Source organism: Acetivibrio saccincola, assembly GCF_002844395.1.
Lineage (GTDB): Bacteria > Bacillota > Clostridia > Acetivibrionales > Acetivibrionaceae > Herbivorax > Herbivorax saccincola.
Genome location: NZ_CP025197.1, coordinates 3,012,412 through 3,031,242, shown reverse-complemented (window position 1 = coordinate 3,031,242; position 18,831 = coordinate 3,012,412). Strand labels below are relative to the sequence as shown.

The 18,831-nt window shown below is 39.0% G+C and carries 19 protein-coding genes and 1 pseudogene; 19 read left to right on the top strand and 1 reads right to left on the bottom strand.

What is annotated here, in order from left to right; genetic code table 11:
* Position 1 precedes the first annotated feature (1 nt).
* Positions 2-196 (top strand): hypothetical protein, encoded by a 195-nt coding sequence (locus HVS_RS17330; RefSeq protein ID WP_076982650.1) that lies wholly within the window; start codon positions 2-4, stop codon positions 194-196.
* A 13-nt stretch (positions 197-209) separates the two neighbouring features.
* On the opposite strand, the gene erm is transcribed toward HVS_RS17330, so the two are convergent.
* On the bottom strand, positions 210-998 hold the full coding sequence (gene erm / locus HVS_RS13535) for a 23S ribosomal RNA methyltransferase Erm (protein WP_058258360.1): 789 nt from the start codon (positions 996-998) through the stop codon (positions 210-212).
* A gap of 207 nt (positions 999-1,205) precedes the next feature.
* Between erm and HVS_RS13530 the strand changes: the two genes are divergently transcribed.
* The 18 genes and pseudogenes from HVS_RS13530 to HVS_RS13445 all read left to right on the top strand — a co-directional run bounded on the left by HVS_RS13530 (position 1,206) and on the right by HVS_RS13445 (position 18,831).
* A complete protein-coding gene (locus HVS_RS13530; protein WP_101303192.1) occupies positions 1,206-1,781 on the top strand; it encodes a hypothetical protein in 576 nt (191 codons plus the stop codon).
* Positions 1,778-4,246 carry a glycosyl hydrolase family 18 protein gene (locus tag HVS_RS13525; RefSeq protein ID WP_101303190.1) on the top strand — a complete coding sequence of 823 codons (2,469 nt, stop codon included), beginning with the start codon at positions 1,778-1,780 and terminating at the stop codon, positions 4,244-4,246. The genes HVS_RS13530 and HVS_RS13525 overlap by 4 nt, the downstream gene beginning before the upstream one ends.
* Positions 4,247-4,333: 87 nt before the next feature.
* Entirely contained in the window at positions 4,334-4,753 is a 420-nt protein-coding gene (locus HVS_RS13520; protein ID WP_094045273.1) for a phage holin family protein, read from the top strand.
* Positions 4,750-5,754 (top strand): N-acetylmuramoyl-L-alanine amidase, encoded by a 1,005-nt coding sequence (locus HVS_RS13515; protein ID WP_101303188.1) that lies wholly within the window; start codon positions 4,750-4,752, stop codon positions 5,752-5,754. Before HVS_RS13520 ends, HVS_RS13515 begins: the two co-directional genes overlap by 4 nt.
* 53 nt (positions 5,755-5,807) lie before the next feature.
* Complete coding sequence (locus HVS_RS13510; protein ID WP_012208274.1) at positions 5,808-6,026, top strand: SHOCT domain-containing protein; 219 nt, start codon at positions 5,808-5,810, stop codon at positions 6,024-6,026.
* Between the two features lie 61 nt (positions 6,027-6,087).
* On the top strand, positions 6,088-7,656 hold the full coding sequence (locus tag HVS_RS13505; RefSeq protein ID WP_101303186.1) for a recombinase family protein: 1,569 nt from the start codon (positions 6,088-6,090) through the stop codon (positions 7,654-7,656).
* A complete protein-coding gene (locus HVS_RS13500; RefSeq protein ID WP_101303184.1) occupies positions 7,620-8,111 on the top strand; it encodes a recombinase family protein in 492 nt (163 codons plus the stop codon). The genes HVS_RS13505 and HVS_RS13500 overlap by 37 nt, the downstream gene beginning before the upstream one ends.
* Positions 8,074-9,642, top strand: a complete 1,569-nt coding sequence (locus HVS_RS13495) for a recombinase family protein (protein WP_101303182.1) — start codon at positions 8,074-8,076, stop codon at positions 9,640-9,642. Before HVS_RS13500 ends, HVS_RS13495 begins: the two co-directional genes overlap by 38 nt.
* A 151-nt stretch (positions 9,643-9,793) precedes the next feature.
* Positions 9,794-10,195: a hypothetical protein gene (locus HVS_RS13490; protein ID WP_101303180.1), complete on the top strand. Its 402-nt coding sequence runs from the start codon at positions 9,794-9,796 to the stop codon at positions 10,193-10,195.
* A gap of 2 nt (positions 10,196-10,197) precedes the next feature.
* Complete coding sequence (locus HVS_RS13485) at positions 10,198-10,407, top strand: hypothetical protein (protein WP_101303178.1); 210 nt, start codon at positions 10,198-10,200, stop codon at positions 10,405-10,407.
* 35 nt (positions 10,408-10,442) lie between these two features.
* The gene (locus HVS_RS13480) at positions 10,443-11,426 is read left to right on the top strand and encodes a hypothetical protein (protein WP_101303176.1); all 984 of its coding nucleotides are present in this window, start codon (positions 10,443-10,445) and stop codon (positions 11,424-11,426) included.
* Positions 11,419-13,410, top strand: coding sequence for a RecQ family ATP-dependent DNA helicase (locus HVS_RS13475; protein ID WP_242971575.1), 1,992 nt, complete (start codon positions 11,419-11,421; stop codon positions 13,408-13,410). The genes HVS_RS13480 and HVS_RS13475 overlap by 8 nt, the downstream gene beginning before the upstream one ends.
* Positions 13,411-13,448: 38 nt before the next feature.
* Positions 13,449-14,972, top strand: coding sequence for a hypothetical protein (locus HVS_RS13470; RefSeq protein ID WP_101303172.1), 1,524 nt, complete (start codon positions 13,449-13,451; stop codon positions 14,970-14,972).
* A 670-nt stretch (positions 14,973-15,642) separates the two neighbouring features.
* Positions 15,643-16,173: a DUF6431 domain-containing protein gene (locus tag HVS_RS17325; RefSeq protein WP_101303169.1), complete on the top strand. Its 531-nt coding sequence runs from the start codon at positions 15,643-15,645 to the stop codon at positions 16,171-16,173.
* 44 nt (positions 16,174-16,217) lie between these two features.
* Positions 16,218-17,147: pseudogene (locus tag HVS_RS13460) on the top strand (DDE-type integrase/transposase/recombinase); the annotation flags it as partial.
* Positions 17,148-17,378: 231 nt separating this feature from the next.
* Positions 17,379-17,990 (top strand): winged helix-turn-helix transcriptional regulator, encoded by a 612-nt coding sequence (locus HVS_RS13455; protein WP_101303167.1) that lies wholly within the window; start codon positions 17,379-17,381, stop codon positions 17,988-17,990.
* A gap of 17 nt (positions 17,991-18,007) precedes the next feature.
* Positions 18,008-18,196 carry a hypothetical protein gene (locus HVS_RS13450; protein WP_101303165.1) on the top strand — a complete coding sequence of 63 codons (189 nt, stop codon included), beginning with the start codon at positions 18,008-18,010 and terminating at the stop codon, positions 18,194-18,196.
* Between the two features lie 5 nt (positions 18,197-18,201).
* The gene (locus HVS_RS13445) at positions 18,202-18,831 is read left to right on the top strand and encodes a sugar transferase (protein ID WP_101303163.1); all 630 of its coding nucleotides are present in this window, start codon (positions 18,202-18,204) and stop codon (positions 18,829-18,831) included.

The window sequence follows — 18,831 nt, the reverse complement described above, 5'->3', positions numbered from 1 at the left end:
TATGGCATATTTCAATCAGATTGCACACAGTATTTCTCCCAAAAGTATCAGCAGAGTCAAATCTATCACCATCAGGCTGTGCGTCACTGACTGCATCGGCACAGTGTACTTTACAGACTTATTGCTTCAGGGCGGTTCGGTTTCCACTGGATGGATCGGGCATGTATGCGAAATCCGGTGGACATTGGACGGGTAATGAGCCGCTAAAATTATTTTCTGCCTAACACATGCTCCCAGTAGCATCGGAAAAGGCAGAGCCACTGAACATAAAGAATCTCTGTAGGAGTAATATTTTTATTTTGCACACCAGCCTGACGGAATGCCCTAGATAACTGCTTGCTTGTAAAAAGACTGCGGAATCCATATTTTAGTGCCTTTGAAACAAATTGTTCATAGGCAAACCACTGGTTTGCGGGTATGTCCGGTTGGCTCTTTTTCTTAAGGTGAAGAAGTACTGCATCAACGCTTGGTTTGGGATGGAAATCCTCCCTGCTGAAATAGTAAGCAATATCTAAATCGAACTTGGGCTTTATAAGCAGAGAACGCAATGATTCTGAAGGCTCACCCATAAAACGTTTGGCTGCGCCTTTTTCCATGGTAAGCCATGCTTCAGAAGGTGCGTTTTTGCATTCCGTCAATTTTCGCATAATATCCGTAGTGAAGCAAAAAGGGATATTTGAAAAAACTTTATAATCTTCATAATTAGGAAGTTTCCATTTCAAAAAGTCCTGATGATATATACGGATATTTTTGACGTCCTTGAATTTTGCTGTCAATTTATTATATAAACGGCCGTCAATTTCAATTGCCGAAACTTTCCGGCATCTTTTTATCAAGAAACCTGTTATATGACCCTTTCCCGGACCAATTTCAATAACATGATCTTTTTTGTTAAGGGTTGTTCTGCGAATAATTCTGTTGATAATTTTGTAACTTGTTAAAAAGTTTTGAGATACCCAAATGGGCGGAGTTGTCCCTTTTTTTCTATTTTGGGGCATAAAAAATACACCTCTTTCGTTTTTTCGTAATCGAAAAAGGTGCACAAAAACAAAGATGCTGCTATGAGCTATCTTTCTTTCTGTGCACTTTTATTTACGAATACGAAAAATACCATACATAGGTGTATACTAGCCTCCAAATATAAAATCAAATTATAGTTTAGCATTAATGCCTATGTTTGTCAAATGGTTTTGGAGGAAAAAACTATGAAGTTTTCAAGGTTTGCAGAAACCATACAATTAAAAAACAATAATCATGTGGTGAGCGTAACTGTGACACTCAAGATTTCCGACTGTACCGGAATAATCTATTTCACCGACCTGCAGCTTGAGGATGGTGATCAGTTAACAGGCTATACCGTCCACACGAGCAAAATGTTAACGAAAATGCAGGAAAACGGGCAGCCAGTTCCGCCCCGGCATTATAACGGTGTGGTGCGAACAGCGGAGACTGTAATTTTATTCAACCTTGGCAAAACTTCTGCTGGCCTTGACTGCTATATCTATCCTATACAGGATATGGCCGCAGGAAGTATTGAAATATCCCAAGGTATAGGCGCGCATAAGGTAAAGTTTCTTGACCCGGTTAATGCAGGCGATGAGCTGGCGCTCAAGGCTTCCACCCGCCAATGCCTTAAAAACGGAAGCCCTACTCGTAAGGATGGATTTTATCAATACTCTGCGGCATGGGATAGCAAACATATGGTGAAGCTGGAAGAGAGAAAGTCGGCGCGGGTACTCTTTGAATTTCAGGAGATGCAAGAGGGCGGTGATCGGTTGTGAGGGATTTCTTAAAAGGCAAACGGTGCATGGTGTGGAGTTTTATGGGAAATGCCCGAATGTATGAAGCACTTAGAGACTATGGTGACCGCCTTGATACGGTAGGCATTTTTACTTTTGAGGTTGACGCAACAGGCACAATTACTGAAACCGGTACCAGCATCAGCAGCATGCTTCCGTATATTCAGAAATGGTCTCATATTAAGTGGCTGCTCACTATTATGAATCATGGAATAGCCAATATTTTTACTGCACTTCGCAACAACGAAAACGGTGCAAAAGATAAGTTTCTCACTGAAATCATCCGAATAATGAACAAGCATCCATGGTGCGCTGGGGTAGATATTGACCTGGAGCGCGGTGGCGGTTATGAAAACAAGGATGCGGCGAATGCACTATTTAGGGATATATACAATACAGTTAAGTCTTATGATGCAACAAAGCTTGTCAACATCTGCCTGCCGGGTATGACCGGTGTTCAAGGCTCGGTGGGAGGCGAAAACTGGTGTGTGTATGCCGATCTTAACAACTATTGCGATACCGCCGCCATCATGAGCTACGGCATGGCATGGGCGGGTTCTGCTCCCGGTCCGGTATCTCCCCGTGACTGGCTTGAGAGCATATATGATTATGCTGTTTCCGTTATGTCGCCGGACAAGATATTCATGGGTCTGCCTGCTTATGGCTGGAACTGGAGGATCCATGATACGCCTGAAAACCTCGGAATAACCTATCGAGGAGTGTCTAATACATACTATGCGGCTAAATACAGGATGACTGGGGTTTACAATTTCACAGGTGATGCACCGCCCCAGCCGTTTATTCCAATTGTGACTTACTGGGATGACTATAACAAAGTACCTTGGGCTCTTCCTCATGTATATGATTATATGGAAGGATGGGATGCTGTATCCTGGGAATATCCGCTGCTAAAAGGGGTTTATAACAGGCGAAGATATTTGACAAGCTATGGCAAGGAGCAGAAAGCGGAGTTCGGAACCATTTATATTGACAGGAACGGAGTTCCGGATGAATACGAAGGAAATGTCATTATTACTGATGAGATGGCCTCACTTGGAGATGACCAGGCGTCAGCAGAGTACCGTTTTGAGATAAGAGAAGCGGGATATTACGATATTGCAGTACAGCTTTGCTTTCCTTACTGGGACAAAAATGCGATTATCGTTTCCCTTGATGGTGAATCAAAGACTTTCAGCGAGAACCGTTTATGGTGGCCATACTGGAGAAGAGTTTGCTGGTTGACACTTGCAAAAGGTGTATTTCTCCAAGAGGGAACGCATGCTGTCAGCATAAGCGGTGGTGTGCCGGGAGTCCAGTTTTACGGTTTTAGGGTTTGCAGTGGATTTTCGGAGTATCCCTTTGCCGGTGAAGCCAGCTTTATGCTCTCTCCCCGGCGGTTCAAGGATGTAAATGGTGTGATGGTTGAGCCGGATCGAGGGTTTAAACTGACCTTTGAAATGTTGCGAAGAAAACCCGACTCGGCGCTTATTTGGTATGAGGATTTTCGAGACAGGAACATCCTGCCTGAAAACTACTGGACTGTGCTGGATGGCGAATGGGATGTTTGGCAAGACCCAGACAGCACAGAAAGTCGCCCATATTCCCAGCTTGAGGGATATGGCAAACTTGCATGGAAATACGACGGGTTTTCCGATATTCATATCCGGGCAAGGCTGGCTTTCCCTCAAAATAGCAGTGGACGGGCTGGGGTGTTCCTTGGAGATATTTTCTGCTGCTTAAATTATGACACGCAAAGAGTCGAGCTTTATCAAGGTAATTCCTTGCTTGGTAGCTATTCCACCAGTTTCTCAAAAACTGCAGATGCCGATCTTCGTGCTAATCCGAATATGTATACTATAGAAATGCGAAAACGCGGCAATAAGGTAAGAGTATATTCAGGTGCAGCTTCAACCCTGCGCTTCACAGTGAATGTAATCGGTGGTAGTGGTTATGCAGGGTACTGCTCGGACAACCGGACGGTATGCGAGCTGCTGCGGCTGGGCGATGCATGGGTATATGAACCATACGAGCGTTTTGATGTGGAACTCCCGGATGGAACTATAACCAGCTTTGGCAGGCTTGCTCGCACTGGTGTCACGTGGGATGATGAATTTCAGGTGTTTTCAGTAAATAGCGATGTGGAGGAATCGATAACTCGCAGTGAGGACATTTCGATGGACTATGACTTCTTCCACTCACAACTTTTGGTTCTTTCTTGCGGTAATGACTATGAAGTAAAGATTATACCGAAAGACATCAATATCTGGATATCCCGTCTCTTCCTCGGAGATGCAGATGGTTTTTCTATTCTGTATTATCAGGATGTGGACAGCCTTGTTTACTGGGCAAACGAAGCGGCTTATCGATGGAAACTGCGAGGTATAGCCATCTGGTCGCTTGGGCAGGAGGATATGCGGCTGTGGGAGGCGCTTCCGAAGCAAATATAGGTTAAAAGTTTTATATATTCAGCGCTTTGCTTTAAGGCAGGGCGCTTTTTTATATGCAAAATTCAAGTTGAACGGAGGGTTAAGACAATGAAAACGGTATGGAACTGGGTACAGGCGGTTTTTACTGCTATTGGCGGATTTCTTGGCTGGTTTCTTGGAGGGCTGGATGGATTTTTATATGCGCTCATCGCTTTTGTGGCCATTGACTATGTGACCGGCGTGATGTGTGCCATTGTAGACAAAAAGCTTTCGAGTGAAGTCGGGGCCAAGGGCATCTTTAAGAAAGTGCTTATTTTTGTACTTGTAGGTGTAGGACACATCATCGACAGCCAGGTGCTCGGCAATGGCGGGGCAATCCGGACAGCAGTGATTTTCTTTTACCTGAGTAACGAGGGAGTTTCAATTCTTGAGAATGCAGCACATATAGGACTGCCCATTCCTGAAAAGCTGAAAAACGCATTGGAACAACTGCATGGTCGCTCAAATGAGGAGGATGAAAAGAAATGAAGCTTTTTACTAAATACATGACGCGAAACGATTGCTATACAGCAGGCCGCAAAATCACGCCTAAAGGAATCATGGTACATTCGACGGCTGTGCCGGGTGTAATGGCGGTTGAGTGGTTTTCCCGTTGGAACAAGTCTTACAAGGCCGGTGAAATAAACAGGCAGGTATGTGTACACGCTTTTGTAGACGATAAAGAGGTTTGGCAATACTTGCCTTGGGATCATCGCGGGTGGCATGCAGGAGGAGCAGCCAACAATACCCATATTGGCTTTGAAATTTGTGAGCCTGCTGGGTTTTCGTATAAATCTGGGTCGGTAATGGTGGGTTATGATGCAGCAAAGCAGGAAGATTATTTCCGTAAAGCGTGGCAGAATGCGGTTGAACTCTGCGTTATGCTCTGCAAGAAGTACAGCCTTAATGAAAATGACATCATCTGCCACTCCGAGGGATATAAGCTCGGTATTGCCAGCAACCATGCTGATGTGATGCACTGGTTCCCCAAGCATGGGGAGAATATGGACACTTTCCGTAAAGCAGTAAAAAAAGCGCTGGAGAACAGTACAGATACCAATACTGATATTGGAATTGGCGATATGGTGGAGTTTAAGGACAGTGTAAAGAACTACTATCCCGGCAGTGTGGAAGTTCCAACGTGGGTCAAAAATGACTATTACCACAGGGTCACACAGACTTTATACAAAGGCAAGCCGGTCATAAAAGGCGGCAAAGAATGTGTATTGCTTGGCAAAAAGGTTAAGAAATCCGGCGGTCAAGAAATCGCAGGCATAAACACTTGGGTAGCAAAAGAAAACCTTGTAATTGTAAACAGCCTTCCTGATAACAAGGGCAATAGAACCTATACAGTGCAAAAAGGCGACACTTTATGGAGAATAGCGGAAAAAGAACTCGGTAGAGGAACAAGATTTCCGGAGATTAAGAAACTCAATGGCCTGACTTCAGATACTATTTACCCCGGACAAGTTCTCAAATTGCCGGAATAACGATAAAGGACAGCCAATCGCGGCTGTCCTAAGTCTTTATAGGAGGTGCTTGAATGATAGAGGCGGCTAATCATTTGCCATATAACCCGCAGGAAACGAACTATACAAAGATAACACAGGAGGAAATTCAAAGAGAGGTTGATTACTGGCGGGCGTACAAAATTCTGCAGAGGATGCTTAAGGCGGGACTGATTTCAGAAGAAGAATTCAACAAAATCGACAAGTTGAACCGCAAAACTTTCTCGCCGATGTATGCACAGCTTATGGCCTAATTGGCTTGCTATTAGCGGCACACAGAGGTAACATGTCACATACCCAAAGGAGGTGAAAACAGTGAGAAAGGTAACAAGGATTGATGGAAATAATGCTCTCCAAGCTTTCAAGCCAAAGGTGAGGGTAGCGGCTTATTGCAGGGTTTCAACAGACAGTGATGAACAAATGGCAAGCCTGGAAGCACAAAAAGACCATTATGAATCCTATATAAGAGCAAATCCTGATTGGGAGTTTGCAGGGATCTACTATGATGAAGGCATATCAGGCACAAAAAAGGAAAACCGAACTGGACTTTTGAGACTGCTTGCAGATTGCGAAAACAAGAAAATTGACTTTATTATAACCAAGTCAGTCAGCAGATTTGCCAGAAACACAACCGACTGCATTGAAATGGTGCGAAAACTTAGCGATCTCGGTGTTTTCATCTATTTCGAGAAAGAGAATATAAACACGCAGCGCATGGAAGGCGAATTGGTGCTGACAATTTTGAGCAGCCTTGCAGAAAACGAGTCATTATCCATTGCAGAAAATAGTAAGTGGTCTATCAGGCGTAGGTTCCAAAACGGAACATACAAAATTTCGTACCCTCCCTATGGTTACGATTATGTGGATGGAAAGCTATTTATCAATAAAGAACAGGCTGAAATCGTAAAGCGGATTTTTTCTGAAGCTTTGGCAGGTAAAGGTACACAGAAAATTGCAGATGGGCTAAATTCGGATAAAATCCCAACAAAGAGAGGTTCATACTGGACAGCGACAACTATCCGCAGCATTTTAAGCAATGAAAAATATACTGGGGATGTCCTTCTGCAAAAAACCTATACAGATGAGAATTTTAAGCGGCATTATAATCGTGGGGAAAAAGATCAATACATGATAAAAGATCATCATGAAGCCATTATATCCCATGAGGAATTTGAAGCCGCCCAAGAGATATTAAAGCAAAGAGGAAAAGAAAAAGGTGTAATTAAGGGAAGCAGCAAGTATCAAAAACGCTACCCTTTCTCTGGGAAAATCAAATGCGCAGAATGTGGCAGCAATTTTAAGCGTCGAATTCATGGCAGCGGTGACCGTAAATATATTGCCTGGTGCTGCACAAAGCACATAAAGGACGCTTCGGCTTGTACAATGAAGTTTGTCAGAGAGGACGAGATCCATCAGGCCTTCGTTGTTATGATTAATAAGCTTATTTTCGGTCATAAGTTCATTCTAAGGCCATTGTTGCAAAGCTTAAAGAAAACAAATTACTCAGATAATCTAGCGAAGATTCAAGAATTGGAAACAAAAATCAAAGAAAATACAGAGCGAGTTCAGGTGATTATGGGACTTATGGCTAGGGGATACCTGGAACCCGCTCTTTTTAATACACAGAAAAATGAGCTGCTCAAAGAAGCGGTTTTATTAAAAGAACAAAAAGAAGCCATAAAACGCGCAATCGATGGGAGTCAGACTATCCTTGTTGAGGTTGAGAAGCTTCTTAAATTTGCAACGAAAGCTGAAAAGCAGATTGATGCATTTGATAGTGAAATATTTGAGGATTTTACCCGCGAAATCATTGTGTTTTCACAAGAAGAAATAGGTTTCAAAATGAAATGCGGGTTGAACTTAAGGGAAAGGTTGGTGAAATGATGAGCCATATACCTTTTGGATATACCATTCAAAACGGCAGGGCTGTCGTTAATGAAGAGGAAGCAGTTAAAATTAAGAAGCTATTTAAGGTTTATCTTTCAGGGCTTTCTTTAAGCGAAGCGGCACAAAAAGCAGGTATTAAGCGCTACCACACATCTGTTGCAAGAATGCTTTCAGATAAACGGTATGTTGAGGACAAATTTTATCCGCCAATTATCAGCAAGGACACATTCGAAAAAGTACAACTGGAAAGACACAGGCGAGCTGAGGCGCTTGGCAGGATTTATGAACATAAAGGAAATGAAAAGAAAATCTTAAATTTTAAGTTTCATGCTTCAATGCCGGATAATCTATACGATGATCCGTTTCAGCAGGCAGAGTATGCTTATAGTCTTATTAAGAGCGAGGTGATTTTAGATGACAACCAGGAATGTTACGGTAATTCCTGCCCGTAAGCGAATCGGGAATAGTGCAAAGGCCGAGGAATTGCCTAAGCTTCGGGTAGCAGCTTACTGTCGTGTTTCTACGGACAGCGAGGAGCAGGCAACCAGTTATGAAGCGCAAATTGAGCACTACACAAACTACATCAAAAGCAATCCCGAATGGGAGTTAGCAGGCATATTTGCAGATGAAGGTATTACCGGAACCAACACAAAAAAGCGTGAAGAATTTAACCGGATGATAGAAGAATGCATGCAGGGTAAAATCGATATGATAATTACGAAATCTATCAGCCGGTTTGCAAGAAATACGCTGGACTGCCTGAAGTACATAAGGCAGCTTAAAGAAAAAAATATTCCGGTTTACTTTGAAAAGGAAAATATAAACACATTGGATTCCAAAGGAGAAATCCTGTTGACCATTATGGCATCTTTGGCACAGCAAGAAAGCCAATCGTTAAGCCAGAATGTAAAACTGGGTATTCAGTACCGATATCAGCAAGGAAAAATCCATATCAATCACAACCGGTTTCTTGGCTATACAAAGGATAAGGATGGCAACTTAGTTATCGTACCTGAAGAAGCTGAAATTGTTAAGCGTATCTACCGAGAATACCTTGAAGGTTCCAGTATGTTGCAGATAGCAAGAGGTTTGGAAGCTGACGGAATTCTGACGGGTGCAGGCAATCCCAGATGGCATACCAGTACCATCAATAAGATTTTGAGAAATGAAAAATATATCGGTGATGCGCTGCTGCAGAAAACCTATACGGTAGATTTTTTATCAAAGAAAAGGGTACCCAATAATGGTATTGTTCCACAATACTATGTAGAAAACAGCCATGAGCCTATAATCCCGCGTGAAATCTTTATGCAGGTTCAGGAACAGCTTGTCAAAAGAAGATGTGTGCATATAAGTAAGAACGGAAAGAAGAGAAATTACAGCAATAATCATCCTTTATCACAGATGGTCTTTTGCGGCAAGTGTCATGAAATATTCCGCAGGGTTCATTGGAATAACCGAGGAAAGAAATCAATTGTATGGAGATGTGTTAGCCGATTAGAAAATACCGGTTTGTTTTGTACCGCTTCCACTATACTTGAAGATACGCTTAAAGAGAAAATTTTAGAAGCCATCAATGTAGCAGTCAGCGGAAAAAACTCTTTTCTGGCCATACTGAAGAAGAATATTGAAACCGTATTAAGCGAGGATTTGGATGAGAGTACGGCAGATATTGATAAAAGGCTGGAAGAACTCCAAACCGATTTGATCCAAAAGGCAAATTCAAAGGAAGCATACGATAATATTGTTAACGAGATTTACCGTTTGCGGGACTTAAGGCAAGAAACACTTTCGAGAAACGCTCTCCGTCAAGATAAAAGGGATCGGATTGCTGAGATGACGGACTTTCTTAATATGCAAACCGGTGATATTACGGAGTTTGATGATAAACTGGTCAGAAAACTGATTGAAAAAGTGATTGTATATGATGATAGGTTAGTGGTTGAGTTTAAGTCTGGGTTAGAAATAGAAGTGAATCTATAGGATTAAAATAAGATTGCCGCCAGTTGAGGAGGAAACCTTCTTAATTGGCGGCGTTTTTATTTTTATACAAATATATAAACAAATATATAGACAAAAAGGCCAATTCGATGTATAATCATGGTAACATACCTAGACGGTAGAGGTGAAAAATATGGACGTAAAAATAGATAGCTTAATTCCTTTTGATTCATTACGAACAGATCTGGAGCATGTTTTTTCAGTTGTAGAAAAGAACGGAAAAGTTGTTCTTCTTAAAGATAATAAGCCTGCTTATATTGTGCTGAAATACGATGAAAAGGGCATAGTTGATGAAAATATCGCAGACAAGCATGCTAACTATACACTTCAGGAAGCTATGAAAATAGTTTTATCAGAGGCTGATAACAAAACTATGCACGCATCCGAACTTGCAGATGAAATATATAAACGTAAGTTGTATTTGCAGAAAAACGGGAAGAAAGCACAGTATACTCAGATTAGGGCAAGGTGTGGGCATTACCCGGATATGTTTGAAGCACTACCAGGAAATTTTATTAAATTGAAAGGGGAGTAAGCATGGCTACGTACAAAGAGATACAAGAATATGTACAGTTGAATTTTGGATATAAACCCAAAACATGTTGGATTGCACATGCCAAAGAAATTAACGGTCTGTCACCAATGACTGCAACCAATAGAAAAGATTTGAACAAACGAGAACATCCATGTCCTAAAGAAAAACAAGAGGATATAAAGAAGGCATTTCAACACTTTGGTATGATATAGTTCTTGGTATACTATTATGAAGGGGGAGAAAATGTATGTATAGGCATCAAGAAGAGAGGTCAGTGGAAGCGGTTTGTTATGAACATAAACACATAGAGAAAGTACTTGAGGTTATTAAACTTAAATTTAATGAATACTTTAATGACTTTATAACGCTCGAAGCTGGCTATGGAGTATCAGAGCAAGATATACAAAAACTTGCTGAGAAGTTAGGGATAGAAAGGGTTAAATCAAAAAAGAATTCTGATATTGCGAAAAAGTTTAAGAATATCATAGTAGAAGCTTCAGATGACTTTCAAAAGGACAGAGAAAAATATATTGCAATCTTTGACAAGGAAGCACTTGAAGAGTATGAGGATGATCCACAGTATTTCAAATCCACAGTCCTTAAAAAGGAATGTCCTATAATACATCATACCCTTTTTAGTTCGGCTAAAGAGTTAGAGAAATATAAGAGGGATTTTAATATTTCCGATGCAAACGAACTGCTTACAGTTGTAAGCAATCTGTGCTACTTTTCTGAGGATTATTACAATAACTTTTATGACGAGAATACCTATGACAAAATTAATTGCTATGAAGATTTACGAGTGAGCGATTTGGATACAGAAGATTATACTGTTTACGGGGTTATAGGTGGTGGCATAAAAAGCCATATGCTTTATAAAGTTTATCCAGCTGTTTTTCCAAATAGGAGCAGAGAGGCTATATGGGCCCTATGGTATTTAACAGACAAGAAAACTTTTGATTGCAAGCAAGACTCAGAATTTCTAATGATTGATGTGGATAAAAGCATTACACAGCAAAATTACTTTTATCCATATGAATTGTTTACATTTTATGCTCATCAGATTTATCAAATGTTAAAACAAAAAGCGGATGAAAATAATGTTTATCTCGATCCGGAAAACCGCTACATAATTGTAGATGCTTTTCTTTCTTTTGTAGCAAAACAGCATGAAGAAGAAATATCTTTCTTAAAACAACAGATAAGGGATGGGGGTCTTGGATATGCTTAATATAGATGAAGCTTTTAGCAGCAATTTTCCTAAATTAGCAAGCAAATTTTCTTTAAAAGATTTCCAAAAACGTGTTATATCAAATGTTGTTGAAAAAGATAATACACTTTGTATAATGCCAACAGGCGGAGGAAAGTCTTTAATATATTGGATAGCTGGTATACTCTCCGGTGGTATAACAATTGTTATCTCTCCATTAATTGCACTTATTGATGAGCAATCTGAAAAGATAGCGGAACAAGGTATTGAAGTGCTTACAATTCATGGTGGCATGGATTCAGCAAAACAAGCAAATGTTTTAAAAGATTTTGCAAATAAAGTTATTAACCCTAAATTCATTTTCGTAAGTCCAGAAAAGATTGCAACAGATGGACTGTTTGAATATTGCATTAGAGAACGTAAAAATGAAATAACAATGCTTGTGATTGATGAGGTGCATTGTGTTAGCCAATGGGGTACCAGCTTCAGGCCTTTCTATAAGCGTATACCGGATTTCTTGGATTGTATATATAATGAAGGTAGAGATAAACAACCTAGAATCCTTGCATTGACAGCAACCTTAAATCCAAAGGAAGTTGTAGACATATGTAGGGAGTTTAATATTGATAAATCCAATATAATAAAAGACAATCTTCTAATGAGGTCGGAAATATCACTGAAAGTTCTTCAATTCAACAACGAGAATGAAAAGGAAGATAAACTCTGGGATATTATCAAAATCCACAAAAATGAAAAGATACTGATCTATGTTTATAGAATCGGCAGTGAACGTGGTGTAGAAAAGCTTGCAGATAAAGCTAATGAAAAAGGTTACAAGTCTGTTTACTTTCATGGTGAGATGACAGCCAAGGAAAGGAAAGAGATTATTGATAGGTATAAGAATAATGAAATCAATGTAATATTTGCTACAAACGCATTTGGCATGGGAATTGACATACCTGATATTAGAGTTGTTATACATTTTATGATACCAGAATCTGTGGAGCAATATTATCAGGAAGTCGGAAGAGCTGCACGCGACGGAAATGTTGCTAATGCTTATTTGCTGTATACAAATAAAAATATAGATGTAAAGCGTAAGTATTTTATTGATGGTTCGTTCCCATCAGCTGAAAAGCTTGTAAATACATACAAGAAAATTGCTGAACAGGGTGAGGGGCTTCATACATTGCCTTATTTTGAAGATGAAGAGATACAGCAATGCTTACCATATTATTTAGATAGTGGAGTACTGAGAATAGAGTGTAAAGGATTTTCGGATTTAAAGAGTCTTAAAAATGTAGAAGATAAAGCTCTTACAGATATTATAAATAGTACAAAAACCAAAAATTTAATTACCACTGTTAAAAAGTCTAAGGTTAATGTTAAGACGATTGTCAATAAGGTTTATGAAAGCGTAGTCAAGGGCTTGGCTACCACTACAAAGCCCTTAGATAGACGGCTAATTGTAGAGGTTATAGAACGAGAAATTAGTGAAGTAAAAATGCAAGCCATCCAAAGTGCTATTGATGAGAAGAGAGAATATAAACATGGGTTACTTGATTACTTGATATTTTTAATATCTGACAATACTTCTTCAAATGAGCTTCATCAAGAAATAGGTAGATATCTTGGCGTTGAAAAGCACATGCTTAACAGGATATACTCCACTGTGAAAGGTGATCGTGTGAGGAGTAAATCGGAGGTTATTATTGCTAACCTTCTTGCTCAGAATGGTATCTCTTACGAGTATGAAAAGAAGCTTGAGTATGAGAAAGGTAAATGGATTGAACCAGATTTTACAATTACATTGCCAGATGGAAGAGAATTGTATTGGGAGCACTTAGGTATGCTGGGGGTAGAAAGCTACGACAAGCGATGGCTTGAAAAGCAGGACATATATGATAATTATTTCAGTGGAAAGCTTATTGTGACCTATGAAGGAGCAACAATTACAGACAGCGCTCTTGATATTATTAATAAGATTTCTTCCGGTTATTATTGATTTTAATAGATTGGATACCAATAAATAGGAGCGATAAGATGGATGGGAAAATAAACATTGATTTATCGGAATTAAAATCTATGATGTTCCCTGGTGAACAGAGCACTCGGAATAATGTAACGAGCAAAGATGTTTTAAAGAACTTTGCTAAACGAGTTGATGGTGTTACTTTGGAAGATGATGCAATTGAAGATTATTTTATATCAAACTATAATTTTGTCCGAGGGGAAAATATAGATGTTCAGACTAATAGACTTATAAACAATTATGTAACAGTTATAAATGATATTCTTTCAGATTTGGCTATTATCAATAAGAACATTACAAATATTAAAAATATGATAGCAACTGATAAGGAAAGTTATTTATATAAAAAACAACAGTATTTTTTAAAAATCAACTATGAGGCAAAAAGTCACAAGGAAGCTTTGCTGTTTGGAGAATTGCAAGAAAAGATTAAAAATAGGATGGGTCAGTTTCACAATGGTGATAAGGATGTTGAGAGTTTAAGTAAACTTGATGACTACACCATGTTTAATTATCTATATGATATATCCTTGGATTTCGGAGTGTTCACTAAATTCTTTGATGTTATAAAATTTAATAAGGAAGAAGTATTTAAATTAATCGATAAAAAGAAAACAGATCCCGAAGCATATTATGAATATGCAAAGAAATTCATTGATGAAAACAGGGTACTGGATTATATCTATATAAAAGTTAAAGAGCACTACCTTCTATCTGAAAAGGAAGAAGTGTTTAATATTCTATATAATTTATTTAAGCATGGTGCATATCAGACATTTGTGAGCTTAGGAGCAATTCAGGTTGAAGGGTTATTCTATGATTTTTGCTCAGCAATCAATGGAGGGGTAAGAAAACAGGGAGAAGGCACACTAGTAAATAAAGTTGACAAAGTATTTAAAAATAATCGAGCACAAGCTTTGATATATTATCCATATTTTGCATTTGATGTGCCTATTTATAGAAATGAAGTAGCTCATAATGGAACAATCGTTTCACTGGATGCTGAACATATTGCCATTGACATCTTGCTTGATATGTATACGGTTATCAAGTTAATGCAACAAGACTGGCTACCCTTTAATAATTTAAAGAGTCTAATCTGGCAGTTAAAAATATATAAGCAAATACCATCTTTAACTAACGAATACATTGATAGAATATTTATTGAACTTTACAGTTTCTTTATGATGCGAAAAGAAGAAGGGGATTTCGGTGTATTTAGGATATTGAAAAATAGGGATAAGTACAAACATATCCTTGAACATTACATAATGCATTATGAGGATAAGGATGATACAAAGTTGTACGACGAAGCAGCAGAATTGTTACAAGTATTGGTGCAGGAACCATTTTGGCAGTATACTTTAAATATAATTAGAGACATGGGTTTGAGCGGTACAAACTTTGCTCAATTTGTTACGATTTTAGTAAATGAGTTTATTGGGTATTTACCTAAAGGTAGTTCGTCACATAGATTGTGTATTGAAGTAAAAAAAGAGTTGGATGCATACAATTTGAACATACAAAATGGTTGACAGATGATAATTTTAATTTCAACTCGAGCTTTTGCGAAGAAACCAGCCCTATACCTATTGATATGTTCCCGCGAACGTCGGTTTCTGGGAAAACAGCCAAAAACCCATTGATATGTTCCCACGTACAGATGGTGCCAAAAATCGCCCTCAGACATCAATTCAATCAACTCAAGCCATGTTGAGTGCGTAGTATTGATGTCAAGGGTTGATAAATAGAAAGCTGAAAAAGGCTATAAACAAAGGGTTTCCAGATATTGAGTTTTTCTCTTGGCTGCTCAGCCGGAGATACTCATATCAGGAAACCCTTATGGTTGCTGTTTGTGGTAACATAGCAACTGCCATGAAAATAATAGGGTTGAGTTGACAAGATTACTTTTGGATAGGTTGTGGAGATAGGATTGATATTTAGGGATAGTGTGATAAGATGGATATAGGCTAATTAACATAGGATAAAAGTATTAAAAGGTAATTAGCCTATGTGAATTTACTAAATGTTTAAGCTAATCTAAAAAGTCCTAAAGCTGACGGTATTGCCTGCCCGATAGTTGACAGATATAATAACCGTAGAATCTTGAGAAAGGAAAAGACGCCCCCGTTTTATGAAGTGTACTTACCGCTCCAACAGTAGCACACAAGGGGCGCCCCAACTCTATGGTCATTTTAACAGATTATGAGCTGGTTGAAAACCCCGAAACAGGTGTTTTTCGTAAAGAGCGATGAACAGAATCCATGCCCAATTTGTGGCAGCCTGCTTAAAGTAATTGGTAGCCGGCGTAGATGTTACTTCCAAGACAACGGGGAACGCCGAGTTTTGATGATTCGGAGGCTTCGTTGTTCATCCTGCAACCGAATTCATCATGAGCTCCCGGACTTATTGGTTCCTTACAAGCGTTACGAAAGCCAAAGCATTGAAGCAGCAGTGACTGGAAGCGCCGCATTAACAGTGGCAGCAGATGAGGCTACAATTAGCCGCTGGAAACAATGGTTTTCAGACATGGCAGGATATTTCGCCGGTGTACTGATATCCATTGCAACCCGTTACAACAAATCTGTGGAAGGAGTATCCGCCCTTCCTCAGTCATCGCTCCAAAGGATCTGGCATTTTGTCGGCGACGCGCCTCGTTGGCTGGCCAGAGTTGTCCGGCCTGTGGCGAATGCAAATTATTGGGTACAGACCCGTTCTGCATTCATGTCCGGGTAGAAACGCAGTAAACTCAAGTTAAAACCTTTTAAGGAGGGATTAGCTTGAGAGATCATAAGAAAGCTGAGGCCATTGCAGCAGAACGCATGCAGCTTTTGTCGCCATTACTGGCTGAAGGAATTGATTCTGCCAAGGCTTCGCAGATAAAAGCCCAGATCTGTGCCCAAACCGGCTTATCTGAACGCACCATACGCCGGTATTTAAATCAGTACAGAGCGGAGGGCTTTAATGGGTTGAAACCAAAAGGGAAAGGTCGCTGCCACGCTGGAGAAGCTGTTCCGGCCCACATCCTTGAGCAAGCAATTTTGCTAAGGCGTGAGGTGCCTAAACGTAGTGTGGCTCAAATCATTCAGATTCTTGAATGGGAAGGGTTAGTTCAACCGGGTCAAATTAAGCGAAGTACCCTGCAGGATAAGCTGGCTCAGCGTGGATACAGCGCTCGCCATATGCAGCTGTATGCTGTCTCAGGTGTGGCTGCACGACGCTTCCAACAAAGATCCCGTAACCGTCTTTGGCATTCGGGCATTATGTATGGTCCTTACTTGCCAATCGGACCAGAAGGTCAGAAAAAACAAGTTTACATGGTCAGCTTTTTAGATGATGCAACACGCTTTGTTGTACATGCTGAATTCTATTCTACTCTTGATCAAGTCATAGTAGAATCATGTTTTCGTCAGGCAATTCAAAAGTACGGTGTGCCCGAGTCCGTTTACTTTGATAACGGCAGCCAGTACAGGAACAAGTGGATGAATCGTGCCTGCGCTAAAATGGGCATTCGGCTGCTGTTTGCCAAGCCCTATTCGCCAGAATCTACGGGGAAAGTTGAAGCATTTAACCGTACAGTAAAAGCATTTTTGGATGAGGCTGCTCTAGAAAACCCGCAAACATTAGAGCAGTTTAACAAGCTGTTCTGGGTCTGGCTAGAGGAGTGTTACCAGACAAAGCCTCACCTTGGTCTAAAGAACAAAACCAGTATGGTACTCTACAAATGGCTTAAAATAGCCAAATAAAATTGGCAAGAGAGGCGAAAAACTCAATTTTGACACACAATTGACACACCAATGACACAACGAAAAATTAATATATATTTAGATACATAACCCGCTTTTTATAGGCGGGATTTTTGTCGAAATAACCATTTACAAAACGAATAATATATGTTAGACTATAATCATTCAGACAATGAACGGAAAAGAGGAGAATAGATGAAATTTTTTAGTCCTACATCAGAATTAAAAGAGTTATTACTATTACAACATATAGAAAAGAATCCAGATACAACACAAAAGGAAATAGCAAAGGTAATCAATGGTGCTAAATCCATGGTTAATGTTAATATTGATAATCTAGAGGAAAATGGATATATGGTTAGAGATTATCAATCAGCAAAGATAGTTTATTACAATATTACTCCTGAAGGTGTTAAGAGGAAGAATTACTTATTAATAAATTATATGAGGGAGCTTTTAGATTTATATAGACTAGCAAAAGAAAATGTTGAAAAATTTCTATTGGAGATTGAAGAACGAGGATACAGTAAATTATTAATATATGGAGCAGGAGAAGTAGCAGAAACAATTTTAGGAGTTATTAGGGATAGAAATAAAGATACATTAAAAGTATTAGCAGTAATAGATGATAATGATGAGATACAAGGTAAAGAATTATTAGGATATAAAATTATATCTAGAGCTGATATTAATCACTATGAACATGACGCAGTAATAATAACAAGCTATGCTTATGAAGATGAAATAAGGGGAAAATTAAAAGAACTTAATTATTCAGAGAATAAGATAATAAGATTTTTTAGTTAATTGATTGAGGTGAAAAGATGAAACTAAAAGAGTTAATTGAGAAATTAGATGATACTGAGGTTCTTTTTATAAATGGTAAACATTATGATGGTAATATACCAGAAAAGATGATTAAAATGGAGATAACCAAAATAAATATTGAAACTAAGAATATATCAGGTGATGATTTAGATAGCTTAGGATATAGTTTTGAGGTTGGAGTGTGATTTAAATGTATTTGAAATTTAAAAGGTTAATAGATATTATTCTTTCGTTATTAGGATTAATAGTATTATCACCAGTATTTTTAATTTTAATTGTGGCTATTAAATTAGACTCAAAAGGACCAGTTTTATTTAAGCAGAAGAGAGTAGGAATACATAAGACACATTTTAATATATTAAAATTTAGAACTATGAGAATTGACACTCCGAAGGACACTCCAACACATTTATTAGAAAATCCAGAACAATGGATTACAAAGGTAGGTAAATTTTTGAGGAAGACAAGCCTCGATGAACTACCACAGATAATTAACATACTAAAGGGTGAGATGAGTATTATAGGACCTAGACCAGCACTTTGGAACCAATATGATTTGATTGCTGAAAGAGATAAATATGGAGCTAATGATATACCACCAGGACTTACAGGCTGGGCACAGATAAATGGTAGAGATACAGTAACTATTGAAGATAAAGCTAGGTATGATGGATATTATACTGAAAATATAGGACTAATGTTTGATATTAAATGTTTCTTTGGAACTATTGTAAGTGTTTTGAAAAGAGATGGAGTCGTTGAAGGTGGAACTGGAAATAAGAAGAATGAACCTAATGAATCATTGGAAAAATCGAGGTGA